Source organism: Mycobacterium kansasii ATCC 12478, assembly GCF_000157895.3.
Classification (GTDB): domain Bacteria; phylum Actinomycetota; class Actinomycetes; order Mycobacteriales; family Mycobacteriaceae; genus Mycobacterium; species Mycobacterium kansasii.
The window spans coordinates 2,472,035-2,488,865 of record NC_022663.1 but is presented as its reverse complement, the minus strand read 5'-3'; the positions used below and the strand labels follow the sequence as shown (position 1 = coordinate 2,488,865).

Here is a 16,831-nt window from a genome sequence, read left to right as displayed (position 1 = left end):
CGGGGTGCGAAATCCCGATTTCGCCTTGATCATCCAAAATGCCCGCGTACCCTATTCGTTGCCGGACCGGAAAATTACCAGGGTGAGTGGGCAGGCGCAGCTGTCGGATCGGCGCGGGCGGCACGAATGAGGACCGCAGCAGCCCCTTTTCGGTGAGCTTGGCCAGCCAGACAGCGTCGCGTTTGTCGGTTTTGGGCCGGCCGGGCACTTTTTCACGGCACGGGCGTTGACCAGCTGCACGTCGAGTCCGGTCGCCTCGAGCAGGTAGTACCGGATCCGCCAGTAATCGGAGGTGGACTCCACGGTGACCTTGTCGACTTCCAGCTCGGTCAGTTGATCGGCCAGGTCGGTAACCGCGCGGGTGGGGCTTCCACGTCCCACACCTTGCTGACCCGCCGGCGCTCCCGCGGGGTCCGCACGCACACCGTGCCGGATGCCTTGGCCACGTCGATGGCGCATACCCGTTCGATCACCAATTCGTGTTCGGCGTCGGGAATCTCCTCCGGCACCGGTGTCTGTTTCGGCTTCGAACTCAATTCGCTTGTCCTCCAAACACATCCACACTCCAACGGGGCGGACCGCCTGGGGGCCTCGGTCAAGGGAACCGAAAGTCTGACCGGCGTGCTCGAAGCAACAGTGCGTGACCCTTCCAGGTCGGGCCCCGGCGCCCAGGCTCACGTGCGAGTTCGTTGATCCCAGGGAAACGTCGGCGTCGGCAGGCGACCCGAGCCCATTTTCACGCCTGCGAGGCGTCCCGGAAACGGAACTGGAGGCTCACGTGAGAATGCGCTTACCGGCGGGTGCCCTGCCCCGTAGCGAAGTCAAGTGCTTAGGCGGGCCGTCGGTTGACCCGCGAGGACGGCAGCTCGCTGAGGAGCCACGAAATCCAATCAGGCCCGCGCCAGACCGTAAGCTGTGTCTTCGTGGGCATTCCGAACGTGCTGGCCTCCCGGTACGCCAGCGCCGAGATGGTCGCGATCTGGTCGCCGCAAGCCAAGGTGGTCGCCGAGCGGCGGCTATGGCTGGCGGTGCTGCGGGCACAAGCCGAACTGGAAGTGGAGGTTCCGCAGGAGGCGATCGCCGACTACGAACGGGTGCTCGACGACGTGGACCTGGACTCGATCGCGGCCCGGGAGCGGGTGCTGCGCCACGACGTCAAGGCCCGCATCGAGGAATTCAACGACCTCGCCGGTCACCAGCACGTGCACAAGGGCATGACCAGTCGTGATCTGACCGAGAACGTCGAGCAGCTGCAGATCCGGCAATCGCTGGAGTTGGTTTTCTCTCACGGCGTGGCGGTGGTGGCCCGGCTGGCCGAACGGGCGGTGGCTTACCGCGACCTGGTGATGACCGGGCGCAGCCACAACGTCGCCGCCCAGGCCACCACCTTGGGCAAGCGTTTCGCTTCGGCGGCGCAGGAAACGCTGATCGCGTTGACCAGGCTGCGAGAACTGATCGACCGCTACCCGTTGCGGGGCATCAAGGGCCCGATGGGCACCGCGCAGGACATGCTCGACCTGCTGGGCGGCGAGCCGGCCAGGCTGGCCCGACTGGAACGCCGCATCGCTGACTTCTTAGGTTTCTCAACCGTTTTGACCAGTGTCGGGCAGGTGTATCCGCGCTCGCTGGACCATGACGTGGTGTCCGCGCTGGTGCAGCTCGGCGCCGGACCGTCGTCACTGGCCCACACGATCCGGCTGATGGCCGGGCACGAGCTGGTCACTGAGGGTTTCGCGCCGGGGCAGGTCGGCTCGTCGGCGATGCCGCACAAGATGAACACCCGCAGTTGCGAACGGGTCGACGGGTTGCAGGTGGTGCTGCGCGGGTACGCCTCGATGGCCGCCGAACTGGCCGGGGCGCAGTGGAACGAGGGCGACGTCTTCTGCTCGGTGGTGCGCCGAGTTGCCTTGCCGGACAGCTTCTTTGCCATCGACGGACAACTGGAGACATTTCTGACGGTGCTCGACGAATTCGGCGCCTACCCGCGGGTGATCCAGCGCGAGCTGGATCGCTACCTACCGTTCCTGGCCACCACCAAGGTATTGATTGCGGCGGTGCGCGCGGGTATGGGCCGCGAGAGCGCGCACCACGTGATCCGCGAACACGCGATCGCCACCGCACTGGCCATGCGCGAGGGCGCCGAACCCGACCTGCTGGACCGGTTGGCCGCCGATCCGCGGTTGCCCCTTGACCGCGCGGCGCTGGACGCCGCCCTCGCCGACCGCAAGGCGTTCACCGGCGCTGCCGCCGACCAGGTCGACGAGGTGGTCGCGATGGTAGACAAGCTGGTAGGCCGCTACCCGGAAGCCGCTAAGTACACGCCAGGAGCAATCCTATGACTCTCGCGGGCGCGCTCTCGAGCATCGACTTCACCGACCTGGACAACTTCGCCAACGGATTCCCGCACGAGCTCTTCGCGGTCCACCGCCGGGAAGCGCCGGTGTACTGGCACCAGCCGACCGACAACACCCCCGACGGCGAAGGCTTCTGGTCGGTCGCCACATACCCGGAAACGCTTGCGGTGCTGAAGGATCCGGTGACGTACTCGTCGGTCACCGGCGGCGAGCGGCCGTTCGGCGGCACGCTGCTGCAGGACTTGGCCATCGCCGGCCAGGTGCTCAACATGATGGACGACCCGCGGCACGCCCAGATTCGCCGGCTCGTCAGCTCCGGGCTGACGCCGCGGATGATCCGCCGTGTCGAGGATGATCTGCGGGCCCGGGCGCGTCGGCTGCTAGACGCGGTGCAGCCGGGCGAACCGGTCGATTTCCTGGTCGACATCGCCGCCGAACTGCCCATGCAGATGATCTGCATTCTGCTGGGAGTGCCGGAGTCCGAACGGCATTGGCTGTTCGAGGCGATCGAGCCGCAGTTCGACTTCGGCGGCTCCCGCAAGGCGTCCCTGTCGCCGCTGTCGCCGGTGTCGGTTTCCGAACAAGCGGCGCAGGCCGGGTCCCGGATGTACGCCTACGGCCAGCAGTTGATCGCGTCCAAGCGCGCCGACCCCACCGACGACATGTTGTCTGTCGTCGCGAACGCGATGCTCGACGATCAAGATGCGCCGGCTCTGTCGGATCTGGAGCTCTATCTGTTCTTCAGCCTGCTGTTCAGCGCCGGCGCCGAGACGACACGCAACGCGGTGGGCGGTGGGCTGCTGGCGCTGGCCGAACACCCCGAGCAATTGCGGGCGCTGCGCAACGATCTCGAGATGTTGCCGTCGGCGGTCGAGGAGATGGTTCGCTGGACGTCGCCGTCGCCGTCCAAGCGGCGCACCGCCACCCGCGATGTCAGCCTGGGCGGACACTCGATCCGGGCGGGGCAGAAGGTACAGATCTGGGAGGGTTCGGCCAACCGCGACGCGGCCGTGTTCGACCACGCCGACGAGTTCGACATCACCCGAAAGCCCAACCCGCACTTAGGGTTCGGCCAAGGTGTGCACTACTGTCTGGGAGCCAATCTGGCTCGGCTGGAACTGCGGGTGCTGTTCGAGGAACTGCTCTCGCGGTTCGCCGGCGTGCGCCTGGTGCGGCCGGTCGAATGGACTCGCAGCAACCGGCACACCGGCATCCGCCACCTGGTCGTGGAGCTACGTGAGGGACAGTGACACTTCGGCTCGCCGATGCCGAGCCGTCACCCGATGTCTTCGCCGCGGTGATGGCGACCGGCATCGTGTCGATCGCCGCTGAGAAGCACCACTATCGTCTGATCAGCGAGACCATGGGCGTTCTGGCGTCGCTTGGTCTGGTGTTCCTGACCGCCCTGGTGATCCTCACCCGCCGGTTTCGCGTGTGGGACCTGCGCGATCCTGACATCACGCTGCGGCTGTTCACCTTCGTCGCCGCGTGTGCGGTGCTGGACAGCCGGCTGATGGCCAACGTCGCGGTGGTGCTGACCCTCGGCGTGGCCGCGTCGTCGTCCTGGCTGGTCTTGGTGGTCCTCACGGCCCGCAACATCACGGCGCGGCCGTGGACGCGGCTGCGCGACCGGGCGCACGGCGCCTGGGAGCTGGTCAGCGTCGGCACCTCCGGCCTGGCGATCGTGGCCGCCAAGGTGGCCCGATCAACCGGTGAGCCCGGCTGGCTGGGCGTCGCCATGCCCATCTGGGTTTTGGCGCTGGGCAGCTACGGCTTGATGACGTGGCTGATCGTGTGGCGGGCGGCAGAAGACCGACGGGACCGGGAAAATGCCGAGCCTGACAGCTGGATCCTGATGGGCGGCCTGGCCATAGCGACATTGGCCGGCGACAACATCCACCGGGTGGCAGCGGCCTGGCTGGCCCGGCCGGTGTGCATCGTGACCGTGGTGACCTGGGTGGCCGCCACGCTGTGGATACCTCCGCTGGTGTACTTCGGCCTGCGCCGCTTCGGCCGGGAGCCCGAAGCGCTGCGCTTCGGCGGGGTGTGGTGGGCGTTCGTGTTTCCCCTGGGTATGTACTCGGCGGCCACCGAGGCCACGGCAGCCGAGTTGGGCCGGCGATCGCTGAGCACCGTTTCGCTGGTGTTCTGCTGGATCGCGGTGACGGCGTGGGTGATCGTGGCCGTCGCGGGCCTGCTGCGACTGCGGCGCGCCGTGGTGGGCAACCGCGATTAGTGTCCCCGGAGCCGCACGCCCGCCGCTCGCAGTTCGAGTGCGGCCAGGCCCCGGATGGTGGCGGGATCCTCACGGCGCCAGCCGCCGACCGGATCCGCGCTGACGGCGGCCAGTTTGGCCGGCGACCGGTTGGCCAATGCCCGCAGCGCCAGCAGCTGCTGACCAGCCGCGGTGGTGGCCAGGGTCGTCACGGTCCACTTGCGGCGGAAGAACCGCAGCCGCAAGAACAGCCACGGCATGGCCACCGCGAGGATCGGCGTCGCGGCGACCGCCAGTGCCAGCAATACGGCCAGCCAGCTCGCGGTGGTGTCCAGGCTGTGGCCGGCGCCGGCGATGTCGAGCGCGGCCTCGCTGGCGGCCGTGAAGGGCTTGCTGACCGCATCACCCACCAACGGGATGTGCTGAGCTCCATGACCTGCCGACTCCAGGTTGCCGGCAATGCCCTGGGAGCCGTTCTCGATTTGACGGCCCGCCTCGGCGATGGTCGAGATGGCGCTGTGGACGGCCAGACCGACCAGCACCCAGACCGTCGTCCACGCGGCAACGGTGATATCGCTGAACAACTGGATGGCCAGCCGGACGGGTCTGGTCGAGTAGGGCACAAACCGTGATCGCATAGCACTGATACCAGCACAGTGCGCGGCCCGACCCCACCGATAGGCTGGCCCGATGTTGCGTCCTGCATTGTCCGACTACCAGCATCTGGCCAGCGGCAAGGTCAGGGAGATCTACCGCATCGACGACGGCCACCTGTTGCTGGTCGCCACCGACCGGATCTCGGCGTACGACTACGTCCTGGACAGCACCATCCCCGACAAGGGCCGCATCCTGACCGCGATGAGCGTGTTCTTCTTCGGCCTGGTCGATACCCCCAACCACCTGGCCGGGCCGCCCGACGATTCGCGCATCCCCGATGAGGTGCTGGGCCGCGCGCTGGTGGTGCGCCGACTGGAGATGCTTCCGGTGGAATGCGTGGCGCGCGGCTATCTGACCGGCTCGGGTCTGCTCGACTACCAGGCAACCGGAAAGGTCTGCGGGATTGCCCTGCCACCGGGTTTGGTCGAGGCCAGCAAGTTCGGTGCGCCGCTGTTCACCCCGGCGACCAAAGCCGCGCTGGGCGACCACGATGAGAACATCTCGTTTGCCCGGGTGATCGAGATGGTAGGTGGGGTGCGCGCCAACCAGCTGCGCGACCGTACTCTGCAGATCTACGTTCAGGCCGCCGACCACGCCCTGCGGAAGGGGATCATCATCGCCGACACCAAGTTCGAGTTCGGTATCGACGGCGACGGCAACCTGCTGCTGGCCGACGAGATATTCACCCCCGACTCGTCGCGGTACTGGCCGGCCGACGAGTACCGGCCCGGCGTGGTGCAGACCAGCTTCGACAAGCAGTTCGTCCGCAATTGGCTGACCAGCCCCGAGTCCGGCTGGGACCGCGGCGGCGACCAGCCGCCGCCGCCGCTGCCCAGCGCCATCATCGAGGCCACACGGGAACGTTACATCGAAGCCTACGAACGTATCTCGGGTCTGTGGTTCGGCGACTGGATCGGACCGAGCGCATGACGGACCACGCCGCACCGCCGTTGGCCAAGCGAGCCGAGACCCGGCGGGAGCACCACGGTGACGTCTTCGTCGATCCCTACGAATGGCTGCGCGACAAGGACGATCCCGAAGTGATCGCCTACCTGGAGGCGGAGAACGCCTATACCGACCAAGCGACCGCTCATCTGGAACCATTGCGGCGCAAGATCTTCGACGAGATCAAGGCGCGCACCAAGGAAACCGACCTGTCGGTGCCGACCCGGCGCGGCAACTGGTGGTACTACGCCCGCACCTTCGAGGGCAAGCAATACGGCGTCCACTGTCGTTGTCCGGTTACCGATCCCGACGACTGGGACCCGCCGCGCTTCGACGAGAGTACCGAGATACCCGGTGAGCAGGTGCTGCTCGACGAAAACCAGGAGGCCGACGGCCACGACTTTTTCGCGCTGGGCGCGTTGAGCATCAGCCTGGACGACAACATACTTGTCTACTCCGTCGACGTTGTCGGCGACGAGCGATATACGTTGCAATTCAAAGATTTACGCACCGGGGAAAGATATCCCGACGAGATCGCCGGCATCGGCCCCGGAGCGACGTGGGCTGCAGACCACCGCACCGTCTACTACACCACCGTGGACGACGCGTGGCGCCCGGACACGGTCTGGCGCTACCGGCTCGGCCCCGGTGCCGTATCCGAGCAGGTCTACCACGAGTCCGACGAACGGTTTTGGCTCGCGGTGGGGCGCACCCGCAGCAACGCCTACATCGTCATCGCGGCGGGCTCGTCGGTCACCTCCGAGATCCGCTACGCGGACTCGGCCGACCCAGCCTCGCAGTTCGCCATCGTGCTGCCGCGCCGCGACGGCGTCGAGTACTCCATTGAGCACGCGATCATCGGCGGACAAGATCGCTTTCTCATCCTGCACAACGACGGTGCGGTGAACTTCACCCTGGTAGAAGCCCCGGTTGAGGATCCGGCCCGGCAACGCACGCTGATTGCGCACCGCGAGGACGTCCGACTCGACGGCGTGGACGCCTTCGCCGGCCACGTGGTGGTCAGCTACCGGCGCGAGGCGTTGCCCCGGATCCAGTTGTGGCCGTTCGGCCCCGAGGGGGAGTACGGCGAACCGGAGGAGATCGCCTTCGACTCCGAGCTGATGGCGGCCGGGCTGGGTCCCAATCCCAACTGGGATTCGCCCAGGCTGCGCGTCGGCGCGGGATCTTTCATCACTCCGGTGCGGATCTACGACATCGATCTGCTCACCGGCGAGCGCACCTTGCTCAAGGAGCAGCCCGTCCTGGGCGGCTACCGTCGCGAGGACTATGTGGAACGCCGCGATTGGGCTCACGGGGACGACGGCACCCGCATCCCGGTTTCCATCGTGCACCGGGCCGACATCGAATTCCCCGCGCCGGCGGTCATCTACGGTTACGGTGCGTACGAGATGTGCGAAGACCCCCGGTTTTCCATTGCCCGGCTGTCGCTGCTGGACCGGGGAATGGTGTTCGTCGTCGCGCATGTTCGCGGCGGCGGTGAGATGGGCCGTTTGTGGTACGAGCACGGCAAGATGCTGCACAAGAAGAACACCTTTTCCGACTTCGTCGCGGCGGCAAAGCATCTGGTGGATTCGGGGCTGACCCGCCCGGAGCGGCTGGTGGCCCTGGGCGGCAGTGCGGGCGGTTTGTTGGTGGGCGCGGTGGCCAATATGGCGCCGGAACTCTTCGCCGGAATCCTGGCGCAGGTGCCGTTCGTCGATCCGCTGACTACCATCCTCGATCCCTCGCTGCCGCTGACCGTTACCGAGTGGGACGAGTGGGGAAACCCCCTCGACGACAGCGATGTCTATGCGTACATGAAGTCGTACTCACCGTATGAAAACGTGGCAGCCAAACGGTACCCGGCCATTCTGGCGATGACTTCGCTCAACGACACCCGGGTCTACTACGTGGAGCCGGCCAAATGGGTTGCAGCGCTTCGGCACGCCAATACCGACGGCAATCCGGTCCTGTTGAAGACGCAGATGAACGCCGGGCATGCCGGGATAAGCGGACGATACGAACGCTGGAAGGAGACCGCGTTCCAGTACGCCTGGCTGTTGGCCGCCGCCGGATGCGACACCGAAGCCGGAGAACACGGGCCGCGAGCGTGACGCTGCAGTCACATTCGGACCCGAACGTGACCGCAGCGTCACATAGCGAACCCTGAGTCGAGATTGCCGCTACCCAGACGTAGGTTCAAACGCTCACCGCGCCCGCCGGTGTCTTGGGCAGGAACGCCGCGGGGATCAGTGTCGACACCACCAGCACGACCGCGATCACGAACACCACCGTGTAGGCATGCGAAAGGTCGTGCAGTACCCGGCTTGCGAAGTCGTGGGCAAGGGCCTGCTGCGGTATCGCCGACGGGTCGACCGCCACGCCTTGTCTGACGGCCTGCTGCTGTAGGGCAGCGATTTTGTTTGCCGCACCGATGTTTTCGCTGCGGTTGAACTGGTTGGTGAGGATCATCGACATCAGCGCGGTTCCTATCGAGCCGCCGACCTGCTGGGTGACGCTGATCACCGCCGACCCACGGGCGATCTCGCGCGGTGCCAGTGCCTGGATCGCGGCGCCCGAGAGCGGCATCATCGTGGCGCCCGTCCCCATGCCCAACACCAACAGGCCGACCAGCAGGGTCGGCAGGTAGCCCGTCTGCCTGGCGACGCCGAAAGCGAAGATGCCCAGGCCGGCGGCGATCAGGGTGAGGCCCACCAGCACACTCTTGCCCGGTCCCCGCCTGTCCATGAAAGCGCCGGCGAACGGCATGGTCAGCATGGCGCCCAGCCCGTTGGGAATCAGGTGCACCCCCGACTGCATCGGTGTTTGATGCAGAACCTGCTGGAGATAGCTCGGCAGCAGCAGCGCCGCACCGAAATAGGCGGCGGCGAATGTCACGAAGGTCAGATTGGCTCGGGCGAACACCCGGTTCGTGAACAGCCGCAGATCGAGAAGCGGATGATCGGCTCGGTGCCAGGCATGCCACCCGAACAACGCAACCAGCATCAGCCCGACGATCACCGGAACGGCCACGTAGCGGTCGGTCACACTGCCGCGGCCCGGGATGGACGACACCCCGAACAGAAACGTTGCCAGGCCGGGCGACAGCAGCAGCACCCCGACGAGGTCGAAGCTCTCCGCCGGTGCGGGCCGGTCCTTGGGGAACACGATTGCCGCAAGGGTGAACGCGATCAACCCGATCGGCAAGTTCACCAGGAAGATCCACGGCCAGCTGAAGGCGCCGATGAGCCAGCCGCCCAGGATCGGCCCGCCGATCGGACCGAGCAGCATCGGGATGCCCAGCACCGCCATCATGCGTCCCAGCCGCTTGGGGCCGGCCACCCGGGTCAGGATGGTGAACCCCAGCGGCATCAACATGCCACCGCCGATACCCTGAATCACCCGGAAAGCGATGAGCGCCAGAATATTTGGCGCCAACGCACACAGCAGTGAGCCGAGCGTGAACGCCAGGATGGAACCCATCCAGAGGCGCTTGGTGCCGAACCGGTCGGCCGCCCAACCTGTCAGCGGGATCACAGTTGCCAGCGCCAGCGTGTAGCCGGTCATGGTCCAGCCGACCACGGCCTGGGTGGAGTCGAACTCGGTGATGAAGGTGCGTTGCGCGACACTGACGATGGTGGCGTCGAGGATCGTCATCACCGAGGCCAGCACGCAGACCCCGGCGATCCGGAAAAGTCGCGCGTCGAGCCGGTCCGGGTAGACGTGTTCGCCGGGGCTGTGCTGCCCCGTGGCAGTTGTGGGCAGCGCGGCGTCGGCCGGTGCGGAACGCGCCTTGTCCATGGCGCTGCTGAGCATATCGACATGTGTCACCGCTACCGCTGCCGGGACCGGCTCGGCCCCGGGTGACCGGCCCCGCGGCGAGCCGGATATCCGCACGTCAGAGGCACTGGATAGACGCCTGTTGGCTGCGTGTACTTCACCGTCCGGAAACCTGGCATCGGCAAACTGAACGCGTGTCTGGAAAATTGATCGTCTCGGTCTCGGGGATAGGTGAGCGCACCCTGGCCGGCGTCGAGGAATTCTGCGCGGAGATGGATGCCCGATCGGTGCCGGTGTCGCTGCTGGTTGCTCCGCGGCTCAAGGGGGACTACCGCCTCGACCGGGACCCCCGCACCGTCGAGTGGCTCGCCGCCCGGCGTGCCGGCGGAGACGCCCTGGTACTGCACGGCTACGACGAAGCGGCCACCAAGAAACGGCGCGGCGAATTTGCGACGCTGCTTGCCCACGAGGCCAACCTGCGGGTAACGGCCGCCGACCGGGTACTCGAACATCTGGGGCTGCGTACCCGGCTGTTCGCGGCGCCCGGCTGGGTGGTGTCCCCGGGTGTTGTCAAGGCATTGCCGGGAAACGGTTTTCGGTTGCTTGCGGATTATCACGGGATCACCGACCTGGTCCGCAAGACCACCGTGCGTGCCCGAATACTGGGCATCGGTGAGAGCTTCCTGACCGAGCCGTGGTGGTGCCGGATGGTGGTGTTGTCGGCCGAGCGCATCGCGCGGCGTGGCGGTGTGGTGCGCGTCGCCGTTTCGGCCCGGCAATTGTCCAAGTCCGGTCCACGCCAGGCCATGCTGGATGCCATCGACCTGTCGATGATGCACGGCTGCACACCGACGGTGTACCAATGGCGGCCCAATAGGGCTGTGCTCGACGCCGCCTAGCTGACGCCCGGCCGCATGGTCAGCCGCCATGAGCGGTGGCACTACCCTGTACCGACATGAGTGATGCTTCAGTAGGTTCGGGGCCCGTGTCGGACGGGTTTACGGCTGACGCGATCATCGTCGGAGCTGGACTGGCCGGTCTGGTGGCCGCCTGCGAGCTGGCGGACCGCGGCCTGCATGTGCTGATCGTCGATCAGGAGAACAGCGCCAACCTGGGTGGGCAGGCGTTCTGGTCGTTCGGCGGCCTGTTTTTCGTGGACAGCCCGGAGCAGCGCCGGCTGGGCATCCGCGACAGCCATGAGCTCGCATTACAGGATTGGCTGGGGACGGCCGCTTTCGATCGGCCCGAAGACCATTGGCCGCAACAATGGGCCCATGCCTATGTCGATTTCGCGGCGGGGGAGAAGCGCAGCTGGCTGCGGACCCGCGGACTGAAGATCTTCCCGCTGGTGGGCTGGGCCGAGCGTGGGGGTTACGACGCGCAGGGCCACGGGAACTCGGTCCCGCGGTTTCACATCACCTGGGGAACCGGACCCGCCCTGGTCGAGATCTTCGCCCGTCAACTGCGGGACCGCCCGAACGTGCGCTTCGCACACCGGCACCAGGTTGACCGACTGATCGTTGAAGGGGACGCGGTGACGGGCGTCCGGGGCACCGTGTTGGAGCCGTCGGACGAACCGCGCGGCGCGCCGTCGTCACGAAAAGCGGTGGCTAAGTTCGAATTCCGCGCGTCGGCGGTGATCGTGGCCAGCGGTGGCATCGGAGGCAATCACGATCTGGTGCGCAAGAATTGGCCGAAGCGGATGGGCCGTGTCCCCAAGCAGCTGCTCAGTGGGGTGCCGGCGCACGTCGACGGCCGGATGATCGGCATCGCCCAAAAGGCCGGAGCGCGGGTGATCAACCCCGACCGGATGTGGCATTACACCGAGGGCATCACCAACTACGACCCGATTTGGCCGGACCACGGCATCCGGATCATTCCCGGCCCTTCCTCGCTGTGGCTGGATGCAGCGGGAAATCGGTTGCCGGTGCCGTTGTATCCCGGTTTCGACACGCTCGGCACCCTCGAGCACATCACCCAGTCCGGTTACGACTACACCTGGTTTGTGTTGAACGCCAAGATCATCGAGAAGGAATTCGCCCTGTCCGGTCAGGAGCAGAACCCCGACCTGACCGGGCAAAGCGTGCGTCAGCTAGTGCGGTCGCGGGTCCGGTCCGGACCACCGGGACCGGTGCAGGCCTTCATCGACCGGGGCGTGGATTTCGTCAGCGCCGACTCGTTGCCTGAGTTGGTGGCCGCGATGAACGAGTTGCCCGAGGTCGAACCGCTGGAATACGAGACAGTGGAAGCCGCGGTCACGGCCCGCGATCGTGAGGTGGCCAACAAGTTCACCAAAGACGGTCAGATCACCGCGATTCGCGCAGCCCGCAGCTACTGGGGCGACCGGTTGGGGCGGGTGGTGGCGCCGCACCGGTTGACCGATCCCAAGGCAGGCCCCTTGATTGCCGTCAAGCTGCACATCCTGACCCGAAAGACTCTGGGCGGCATCGAAACCGACTTGGACGCGCGGGTCCTCAAGTCCGACGGCACCCCACTGACCGGGCTGTATGCGGCCGGCGAGGCCGCCGGATTCGGCGGGGGCGGTGTACACGGTTACCGGGCGCTGGAGGGCACCTTCCTGGGTGGTTGTATTTTCTCGGGCCGCGCCGCCGGTCGCGGCGTCGCCGAGGACATCACATAGCGGCGACCTTCAACAGGCCCTGGCAAAAGCCCCCGCACGCCCGGCGTCAGCGGCTATTGCGTCTCGCCCTAGAAGGTGACCGCGCTTTCCTCCGGCAACACCTGGAAATCGGTGTCGGTCAGCTCGGTGAGCCGGCCGTAGTAGATGCTGCGCGCGTCGGGAGCAATGATCCCTTGGTGGATCGGCACCGCCCGAGCCGGGGCGACCGCACGCAGATAATCGACGGCCTCGGAGATCTTCATCCACGGCGCGGCGGCCGGAGTCGCCAATACGTCCACCGGCTCGTCGGGCACGAACAGAGCGTCACCCGGGTGCATCAGCCTGGCGCGGCGGTCACCTTCGTCGACTAGATACGAAATGTTTTCCACCACAGGAATTTCCGGGTGGATCACCGCGTGCTGACCGCCCATGGCCCGGATGGTCAGCGCGCCGACCGCCAGTTCGTCGCCGACGTGCACCGCCCGGCACGGTGCGCCCAGCTGCGCGGCTGTTTGCGGATCCGCATACAGTGCCGCATCCGGGTTGTCCTCGAGCAGCGCAGGCAGCCGCGCAGCATCGACGTGATCGGGATGTTGGTGGGTGATCAGGATTGCCGCCAGGCCGGTGATCCCCTCGAAGCCGTGCGCGAAGGTGCCGGGATCAAAAAGCACGCTGGTGCGGCCGAACTCGGCGAGCAGGCAGGAATGCCCGAAATGCGTCAGTTGCATGTCCACGATTGTGCCCCGATGCGGTCCGCACCGATGCGTGTCCCCCGGGGATGTTCGCGTCGCAGCCGGACGGGCACGGCCAGCGGCACCCAGTCCACACTCGCCTCGGTGCCCACGTGGCGAACTGCAGCTCGGTGGCCGTCGAGGATCGCCACGGCGGCGCTTCCGGGTAGCCGCGGACTCACGGGCGGGCGCGGCGCCGGAATTCGGCCTGGCGCAATTGGTTTGCTGCATGCGGATCCGGCACACGGTAGGGTCGGCTCATGCTGACACTCGACGTTGTCTACAGTGCGGCGACGCACACCTGGCCAGAGCTGCGAGACAACGTGCTGCGGGCCGAAGCGGAAGGGTATGGCACCGCGTGGGTTTACGACCACATGTCGGGTGCGGTGTTATCGAGTCCCCGAATGCTGGAATGCTTCTCGCTGGCCGGCGCCTTGGCCGCAGCCACGTCCGCGATAGGGATCGGCACTCTGGTGGTGAATGCCGCCAACCGGCCCGCGGGGGTGACGGTCGCTGGGGCAGCCTCCCTGCAAGAGATCAGCGGCGGGCGCTTCATGTTCGGCCTTGGCGCCGGTGCCGCCCCGGGTAGCCCCTGGGCGGTGGAGCATGAGCTGCTCGACTTCCCGCTGCACCATTCGATGCGGGAGCGGCACGGTCACCTTCGCGACGTGCTGGACCTTTGCGACGTCCTGTGGGATCCGCATCGAGCCGACAAATGGGCAGGCTTTCCGTTGCCGTCGCCCCGCCCGCCGGTGCTGCTCGGAGTCAATAGCGTCGCCCTGGCCTCGCTAGCCGGTGCGCGATGCGATGGCGTCAACGTACGCCTCGATCACCCGCGGATCGGGCAGTTCTTCGACGCGGCGCGTCGGGCCCGGGCCGCGTCCGCCAATGCCGGTGTGCCCTTCGATATCAGCGCCACGACGCCCATGAGCGAAGCCGCCCTCGATCCCGACGGGCCGGCCCAACGCCGGCTGGCAGAGCTGGGTGGCCACCGGCTCATCCTGGTTTCCTGAACGGAATTGGCGCTTACTTATCGGGACGCTGCCGCACCTCGTATCGCATCGCCCGATTAGGGCGGGACTTGGTCCCGCATCGACGTGCCTCTAGTATCACTGCGTTGATTTCGGCTGCACGATCGAAAAATGTCATCCCCGCGTATCGATGATCGGAGGTAACTGGCGCTTTAATTCGCTGACCGCACGTTTCAGGCATGCCGGAGGTTATTCGCATCGACGTACCGGCCCCCGATCGAATCAAAAAACTTGCGCCCCTGCGCATCCCATGGAAGGAATCAGTGAGCAGGTTATGCCGTACACCATCAAACAAACATTCCGGGTTGAAATAGGCCACCGCACCTGGAGCCATCACATGCCCACCAGTAGAGGTGGCAGCGAATTTTACACACCGGATTTGATAGCGAATAAATGTGCAAACATTCACGGCCACACGATCTTTGTTTCCGTGACTCTGGTCGGGGACAGTCTTGACGAGCAGTATTTCCTCTTGGATACCGACCTACTGGAACAGGCATTCCGGCCGATCCTGGACGAGTTCGACTTCGCTTTCGTGGTTGACCGGCACGACCCGCTCTATGAGGACATCGCCGCGGTGGTGCACAAGGGTGGGCTCAAGCTATGCACGGTGGATTTTTCGCCCACATTCGAAGGTCTGGTTCGGCACTTTTATGACCGCCTGCAGGCCGTTATCGCGGAAAAGGGGTTGGCCGACCAGCTCCGAATCAAGGAAATGAAGGTGCTCGGCGAACTGACGGTGGAGGCGACCTACAGCGGCGAAGGCGAATAGGCCGGCGCACCCGGCGTGGCGGCGGCGCGCAGGCAAACGCGGCTCGGCGCGGGCCGCCCGCGGCGATCGTCGCTGGCGCGAGAATCCCCGTCGGACAAGAGGTTTCACCAAGAACGCGAAACCAGTTTGGCGGCAGAAATCCGACGCGCAGCCATCGGCCGGGTATCCCCCGGTGTCGCCGCGGTGTGCGGCAGCACCAGGGGCCGATACCGCTGTTGTTGCTGCCGGCATTGCCGAAGCCGATGTTGTTCGATGCGGCTGTCAACCCCGGCCCCACGTTTCCGAACCCGATGTTTCCGCTACCGAGGCTGCCGCTGCCGTAGTTGGCGCTGCCGCGGTTGCCGCCGCCGACGTTGCCGCTGCCGACGTTGCCCAACCCGAAGTTGAGGTCACCGATGTCGGCGTTGCCGATGTTGCCCCGACCGTCGTTGGCCAGGCCGAAGTTGCGGAAACCGAATTGTCGGGCGGCTGCCGTGCCGGGGGAAGCGCGCCCAGCGGGTCCAACGGTGGATTCAGGCTAAACCACGAAGTCGAAGAATCACACGATGGCCTGCTACGCCACGTCGGTGGATTTGACCCAAGGTCTTGGCCTTGCCTGGAAGTGGATCTAATATTCACTCCGTGACACTGACGGGAGGTCGTTTCACAGATCGACAATCCTAGCTACGTCGTGCTTGCCCCCGGAGGTGTCGAACCATGAGCCATACGATCGAGAAGACTTTTAGGTTCGATGCGGGCCATCGTTCTCTGGGCTTCAACTACAAAAAAGAAGAAACCATCCACGGCCATACCTGGCAGCTAAGACTGATCCTTGAATATGGGGACCAGCTGGATGATATGAAGACCGTTTTCGACACCAATGAGCTGGCCGTCATAGTCGAGCCGATAATAAGCGATCTGGACCATTCCTTCATTATCTGGGACCAAGACCCGATATACGACGACTTCCTCAAGGTCTGTGAGCTGGCGGACGTTGCGGACAAGGTGTATACGGTCGATTTCAACCCCACCATCGAGGGGCTCGTCGAGCACATCTATGAAAGGGTGAACAGCCAGCTCAGGCTTTCCGGCTGCGTCTTGAGGCGGGTGGAACTCCAATGCGCGTCGACACTCAAAGCCAGCTACGGACTCAATTAGCCAAAGTCGTGCGTCGATCACACCCAGGGAGTAGGTCATGCCGTATACGATCAAACAAACCATCCGTCTGGAAATGGGTCACCGCACCTGGACCCACGACATGCGCACCAGCCGAGGCGGTAGTGAACTTTACACTCCCGAATTGGTGGCCAACAAATGTGCCAACCTGCACGGACATACGATCTTTGTCTCGGTGACCCTCACCGGAGACAGTCTTGACGAACAATACTTCCTCTTGGACACCGACCTACTCGAGAATGCATTCCGGCCGATCCTCGACGAGGTCGACCACGCGTTCGTGGTGGACAGGAAGGATCCGCTGTACGAGGACATCGCCGCGGTGGCCCGCAAGGGCGGGCTGAAATTGTGCACGGTGGACTTTTCGCCCACCTTCGAGGGGCTGGTACGGCACTTCTACGATCGCCTGCAATCGGTCATTCAGGAAAAGGGGTTGGCCGACCAGCTCCGAATCAAAGAAATGAAGGTTCTCGGCGAGCAGACGGTCGAGGCCACGTACTGCGGGGAGTAGCCTCAGCACGCCTGGGACGCGGCGCGGCAGCTGCCGCCGGTAGAGTTGGCCCCGAGCAAT

Annotated in this window: 15 protein-coding genes and 1 pseudogene; 11 read left to right on the top strand and 5 right to left on the bottom strand. The window is 65.5% G+C overall.

Annotation, left to right across the window (positions count from 1 at the left end; translation table 11 throughout):
- Positions 1 to 94 precede the first annotated feature (94 nt).
- Together MKAN_RS31925 and MKAN_RS31920 are read right to left on the bottom strand one after the other, a co-directional pair.
- Positions 95 to 318: pseudogene (locus tag MKAN_RS31925) on the bottom strand (IS110 family transposase); the annotation flags it as partial.
- 11 nt (positions 319 to 329) lie between these two features.
- A complete protein-coding gene (locus MKAN_RS31920) occupies positions 330 to 536 on the bottom strand; it encodes a hypothetical protein (protein WP_225722884.1) in 207 nt (68 codons plus the stop codon).
- A gap of 387 nt (positions 537 to 923) precedes the next feature.
- On the opposite strand from MKAN_RS31920, the gene purB reads away from it, so the two are divergent.
- Genes purB through MKAN_RS10635 form a run of 3 tightly spaced genes read left to right on the top strand, consistent with a single transcriptional unit; the run spans position 924 to position 4,590 of the window.
- On the top strand, positions 924 to 2,339 hold the full coding sequence (gene purB / locus MKAN_RS10645; protein WP_023368131.1) for an adenylosuccinate lyase: 1,416 nt from the start codon (positions 924 to 926) through the stop codon (positions 2,337 to 2,339).
- On the top strand, positions 2,336 to 3,604 hold the full coding sequence (locus MKAN_RS10640) for a cytochrome P450 (RefSeq protein ID WP_023368129.1): 1,269 nt from the start codon (positions 2,336 to 2,338) through the stop codon (positions 3,602 to 3,604). Before purB ends, MKAN_RS10640 begins: the two co-directional genes overlap by 4 nt.
- On the top strand, positions 3,601 to 4,590 hold the full coding sequence (locus tag MKAN_RS10635) for a tellurite resistance/C4-dicarboxylate transporter family protein (protein WP_023368127.1): 990 nt from the start codon (positions 3,601 to 3,603) through the stop codon (positions 4,588 to 4,590). Before MKAN_RS10640 ends, MKAN_RS10635 begins: the two co-directional genes overlap by 4 nt.
- Here MKAN_RS10635 and MKAN_RS10630 read toward each other — a convergent pair.
- Positions 4,587 to 5,207, bottom strand: coding sequence for a hypothetical protein (locus MKAN_RS10630; protein ID WP_023368125.1), 621 nt, complete (start codon positions 5,205 to 5,207; stop codon positions 4,587 to 4,589). The genes MKAN_RS10635 and MKAN_RS10630 overlap by 4 nt on opposite strands.
- Before the next feature lie 55 nt (positions 5,208 to 5,262).
- Between MKAN_RS10630 and MKAN_RS10625 the strand changes: the two genes are divergently transcribed.
- Entirely contained in the window at positions 5,263 to 6,156 is an 894-nt protein-coding gene (locus MKAN_RS10625; RefSeq protein WP_036445193.1) for a phosphoribosylaminoimidazolesuccinocarboxamide synthase, read from the top strand.
- Positions 6,153 to 8,285 (top strand): S9 family peptidase, encoded by a 2,133-nt coding sequence (locus tag MKAN_RS10620; protein ID WP_036395486.1) that lies wholly within the window; start codon positions 6,153 to 6,155, stop codon positions 8,283 to 8,285. The genes MKAN_RS10625 and MKAN_RS10620 overlap by 4 nt, the downstream gene beginning before the upstream one ends.
- Before the next feature lie 85 nt (positions 8,286 to 8,370).
- Here MKAN_RS10620 and MKAN_RS10615 read toward each other — a convergent pair whose 3' ends face one another.
- On the bottom strand, positions 8,371 to 9,987 hold the full coding sequence (locus MKAN_RS10615; RefSeq protein WP_023368119.1) for a DHA2 family efflux MFS transporter permease subunit: 1,617 nt from the start codon (positions 9,985 to 9,987) through the stop codon (positions 8,371 to 8,373).
- A 158-nt stretch (positions 9,988 to 10,145) separates the two neighbouring features.
- On the opposite strand from MKAN_RS10615, the gene MKAN_RS10610 reads away from it, so the two are divergent.
- Positions 10,146 to 10,850, top strand: coding sequence for a DUF2334 domain-containing protein (locus MKAN_RS10610; RefSeq protein WP_023368117.1), 705 nt, complete (start codon positions 10,146 to 10,148; stop codon positions 10,848 to 10,850).
- A gap of 35 nt (positions 10,851 to 10,885) precedes the next feature.
- Complete coding sequence (locus MKAN_RS10605; protein WP_099184334.1) at positions 10,886 to 12,592, top strand: FAD-binding dehydrogenase; 1,707 nt, start codon at positions 10,886 to 10,888, stop codon at positions 12,590 to 12,592.
- Between the two features lie 68 nt (positions 12,593 to 12,660).
- Here MKAN_RS10605 and MKAN_RS10600 read toward each other — a convergent pair whose 3' ends face one another.
- Positions 12,661 to 13,299, bottom strand: a complete 639-nt coding sequence (locus MKAN_RS10600; protein ID WP_023368113.1) for an MBL fold metallo-hydrolase — start codon at positions 13,297 to 13,299, stop codon at positions 12,661 to 12,663.
- A 263-nt stretch (positions 13,300 to 13,562) separates the two neighbouring features.
- Here MKAN_RS10600 and MKAN_RS10595 point away from each other — a divergent pair, with 263 nt between their 5' ends.
- The 4 genes from MKAN_RS10595 (at position 13,563) to MKAN_RS10575 (ending at position 16,771) form a co-directional block, all read left to right on the top strand.
- The gene (locus MKAN_RS10595) at positions 13,563 to 14,315 is read left to right on the top strand and encodes an LLM class flavin-dependent oxidoreductase (protein ID WP_023368111.1); all 753 of its coding nucleotides are present in this window, start codon (positions 13,563 to 13,565) and stop codon (positions 14,313 to 14,315) included.
- Between the two features lie 292 nt (positions 14,316 to 14,607).
- Positions 14,608 to 15,105, top strand: a complete 498-nt coding sequence (locus MKAN_RS10590; protein WP_158006346.1) for a 6-pyruvoyl trahydropterin synthase family protein — start codon at positions 14,608 to 14,610, stop codon at positions 15,103 to 15,105.
- Positions 15,106 to 15,801: 696 nt separating this feature from the next.
- A complete protein-coding gene (locus tag MKAN_RS10580) occupies positions 15,802 to 16,242 on the top strand; it encodes a 6-pyruvoyl trahydropterin synthase family protein (RefSeq protein ID WP_023368105.1) in 441 nt (146 codons plus the stop codon).
- Between the two features lie 37 nt (positions 16,243 to 16,279).
- On the top strand, positions 16,280 to 16,771 hold the full coding sequence (locus MKAN_RS10575) for a 6-pyruvoyl trahydropterin synthase family protein (RefSeq protein WP_023368103.1): 492 nt from the start codon (positions 16,280 to 16,282) through the stop codon (positions 16,769 to 16,771).
- Positions 16,772 to 16,831 lie beyond the last annotated feature (60 nt).

Bases quoted from the DNA above. Each gene is read 5' to 3' on its own strand.
- MKAN_RS10640 (WP_023368129.1), top strand. From the start codon at position 2,336: ATGACTCTCGCGGGCGCGCTCTCGAGCATCGACTTCACCGACCTGGAC.
- MKAN_RS10630 (WP_023368125.1), bottom strand. From the start codon at position 5,207: ATGCGATCACGGTTTGTGCCCTACTCGACCAGACCCGTCCGGCTGGCC.
- MKAN_RS10620 (WP_036395486.1), top strand. From the start codon at position 6,153: ATGACGGACCACGCCGCACCGCCGTTGGCCAAGCGAGCCGAGACCCGG.
- MKAN_RS10615 (WP_023368119.1), bottom strand. From the start codon at position 9,987: ATGCTCAGCAGCGCCATGGACAAGGCGCGTTCCGCACCGGCCGACGCC.
- MKAN_RS10600 (WP_023368113.1), bottom strand. From the start codon at position 13,299: ATGCAACTGACGCATTTCGGGCATTCCTGCCTGCTCGCCGAGTTCGGC.
- MKAN_RS10595 (WP_023368111.1), top strand. From the start codon at position 13,563: ATGCTGACACTCGACGTTGTCTACAGTGCGGCGACGCACACCTGGCCA.
- MKAN_RS10590 (WP_158006346.1), top strand. From the start codon at position 14,608: ATGCCGTACACCATCAAACAAACATTCCGGGTTGAAATAGGCCACCGC.
- MKAN_RS10580 (WP_023368105.1), top strand. From the start codon at position 15,802: ATGAGCCATACGATCGAGAAGACTTTTAGGTTCGATGCGGGCCATCGT.
- MKAN_RS10575 (WP_023368103.1), top strand. From the start codon at position 16,280: ATGCCGTATACGATCAAACAAACCATCCGTCTGGAAATGGGTCACCGC.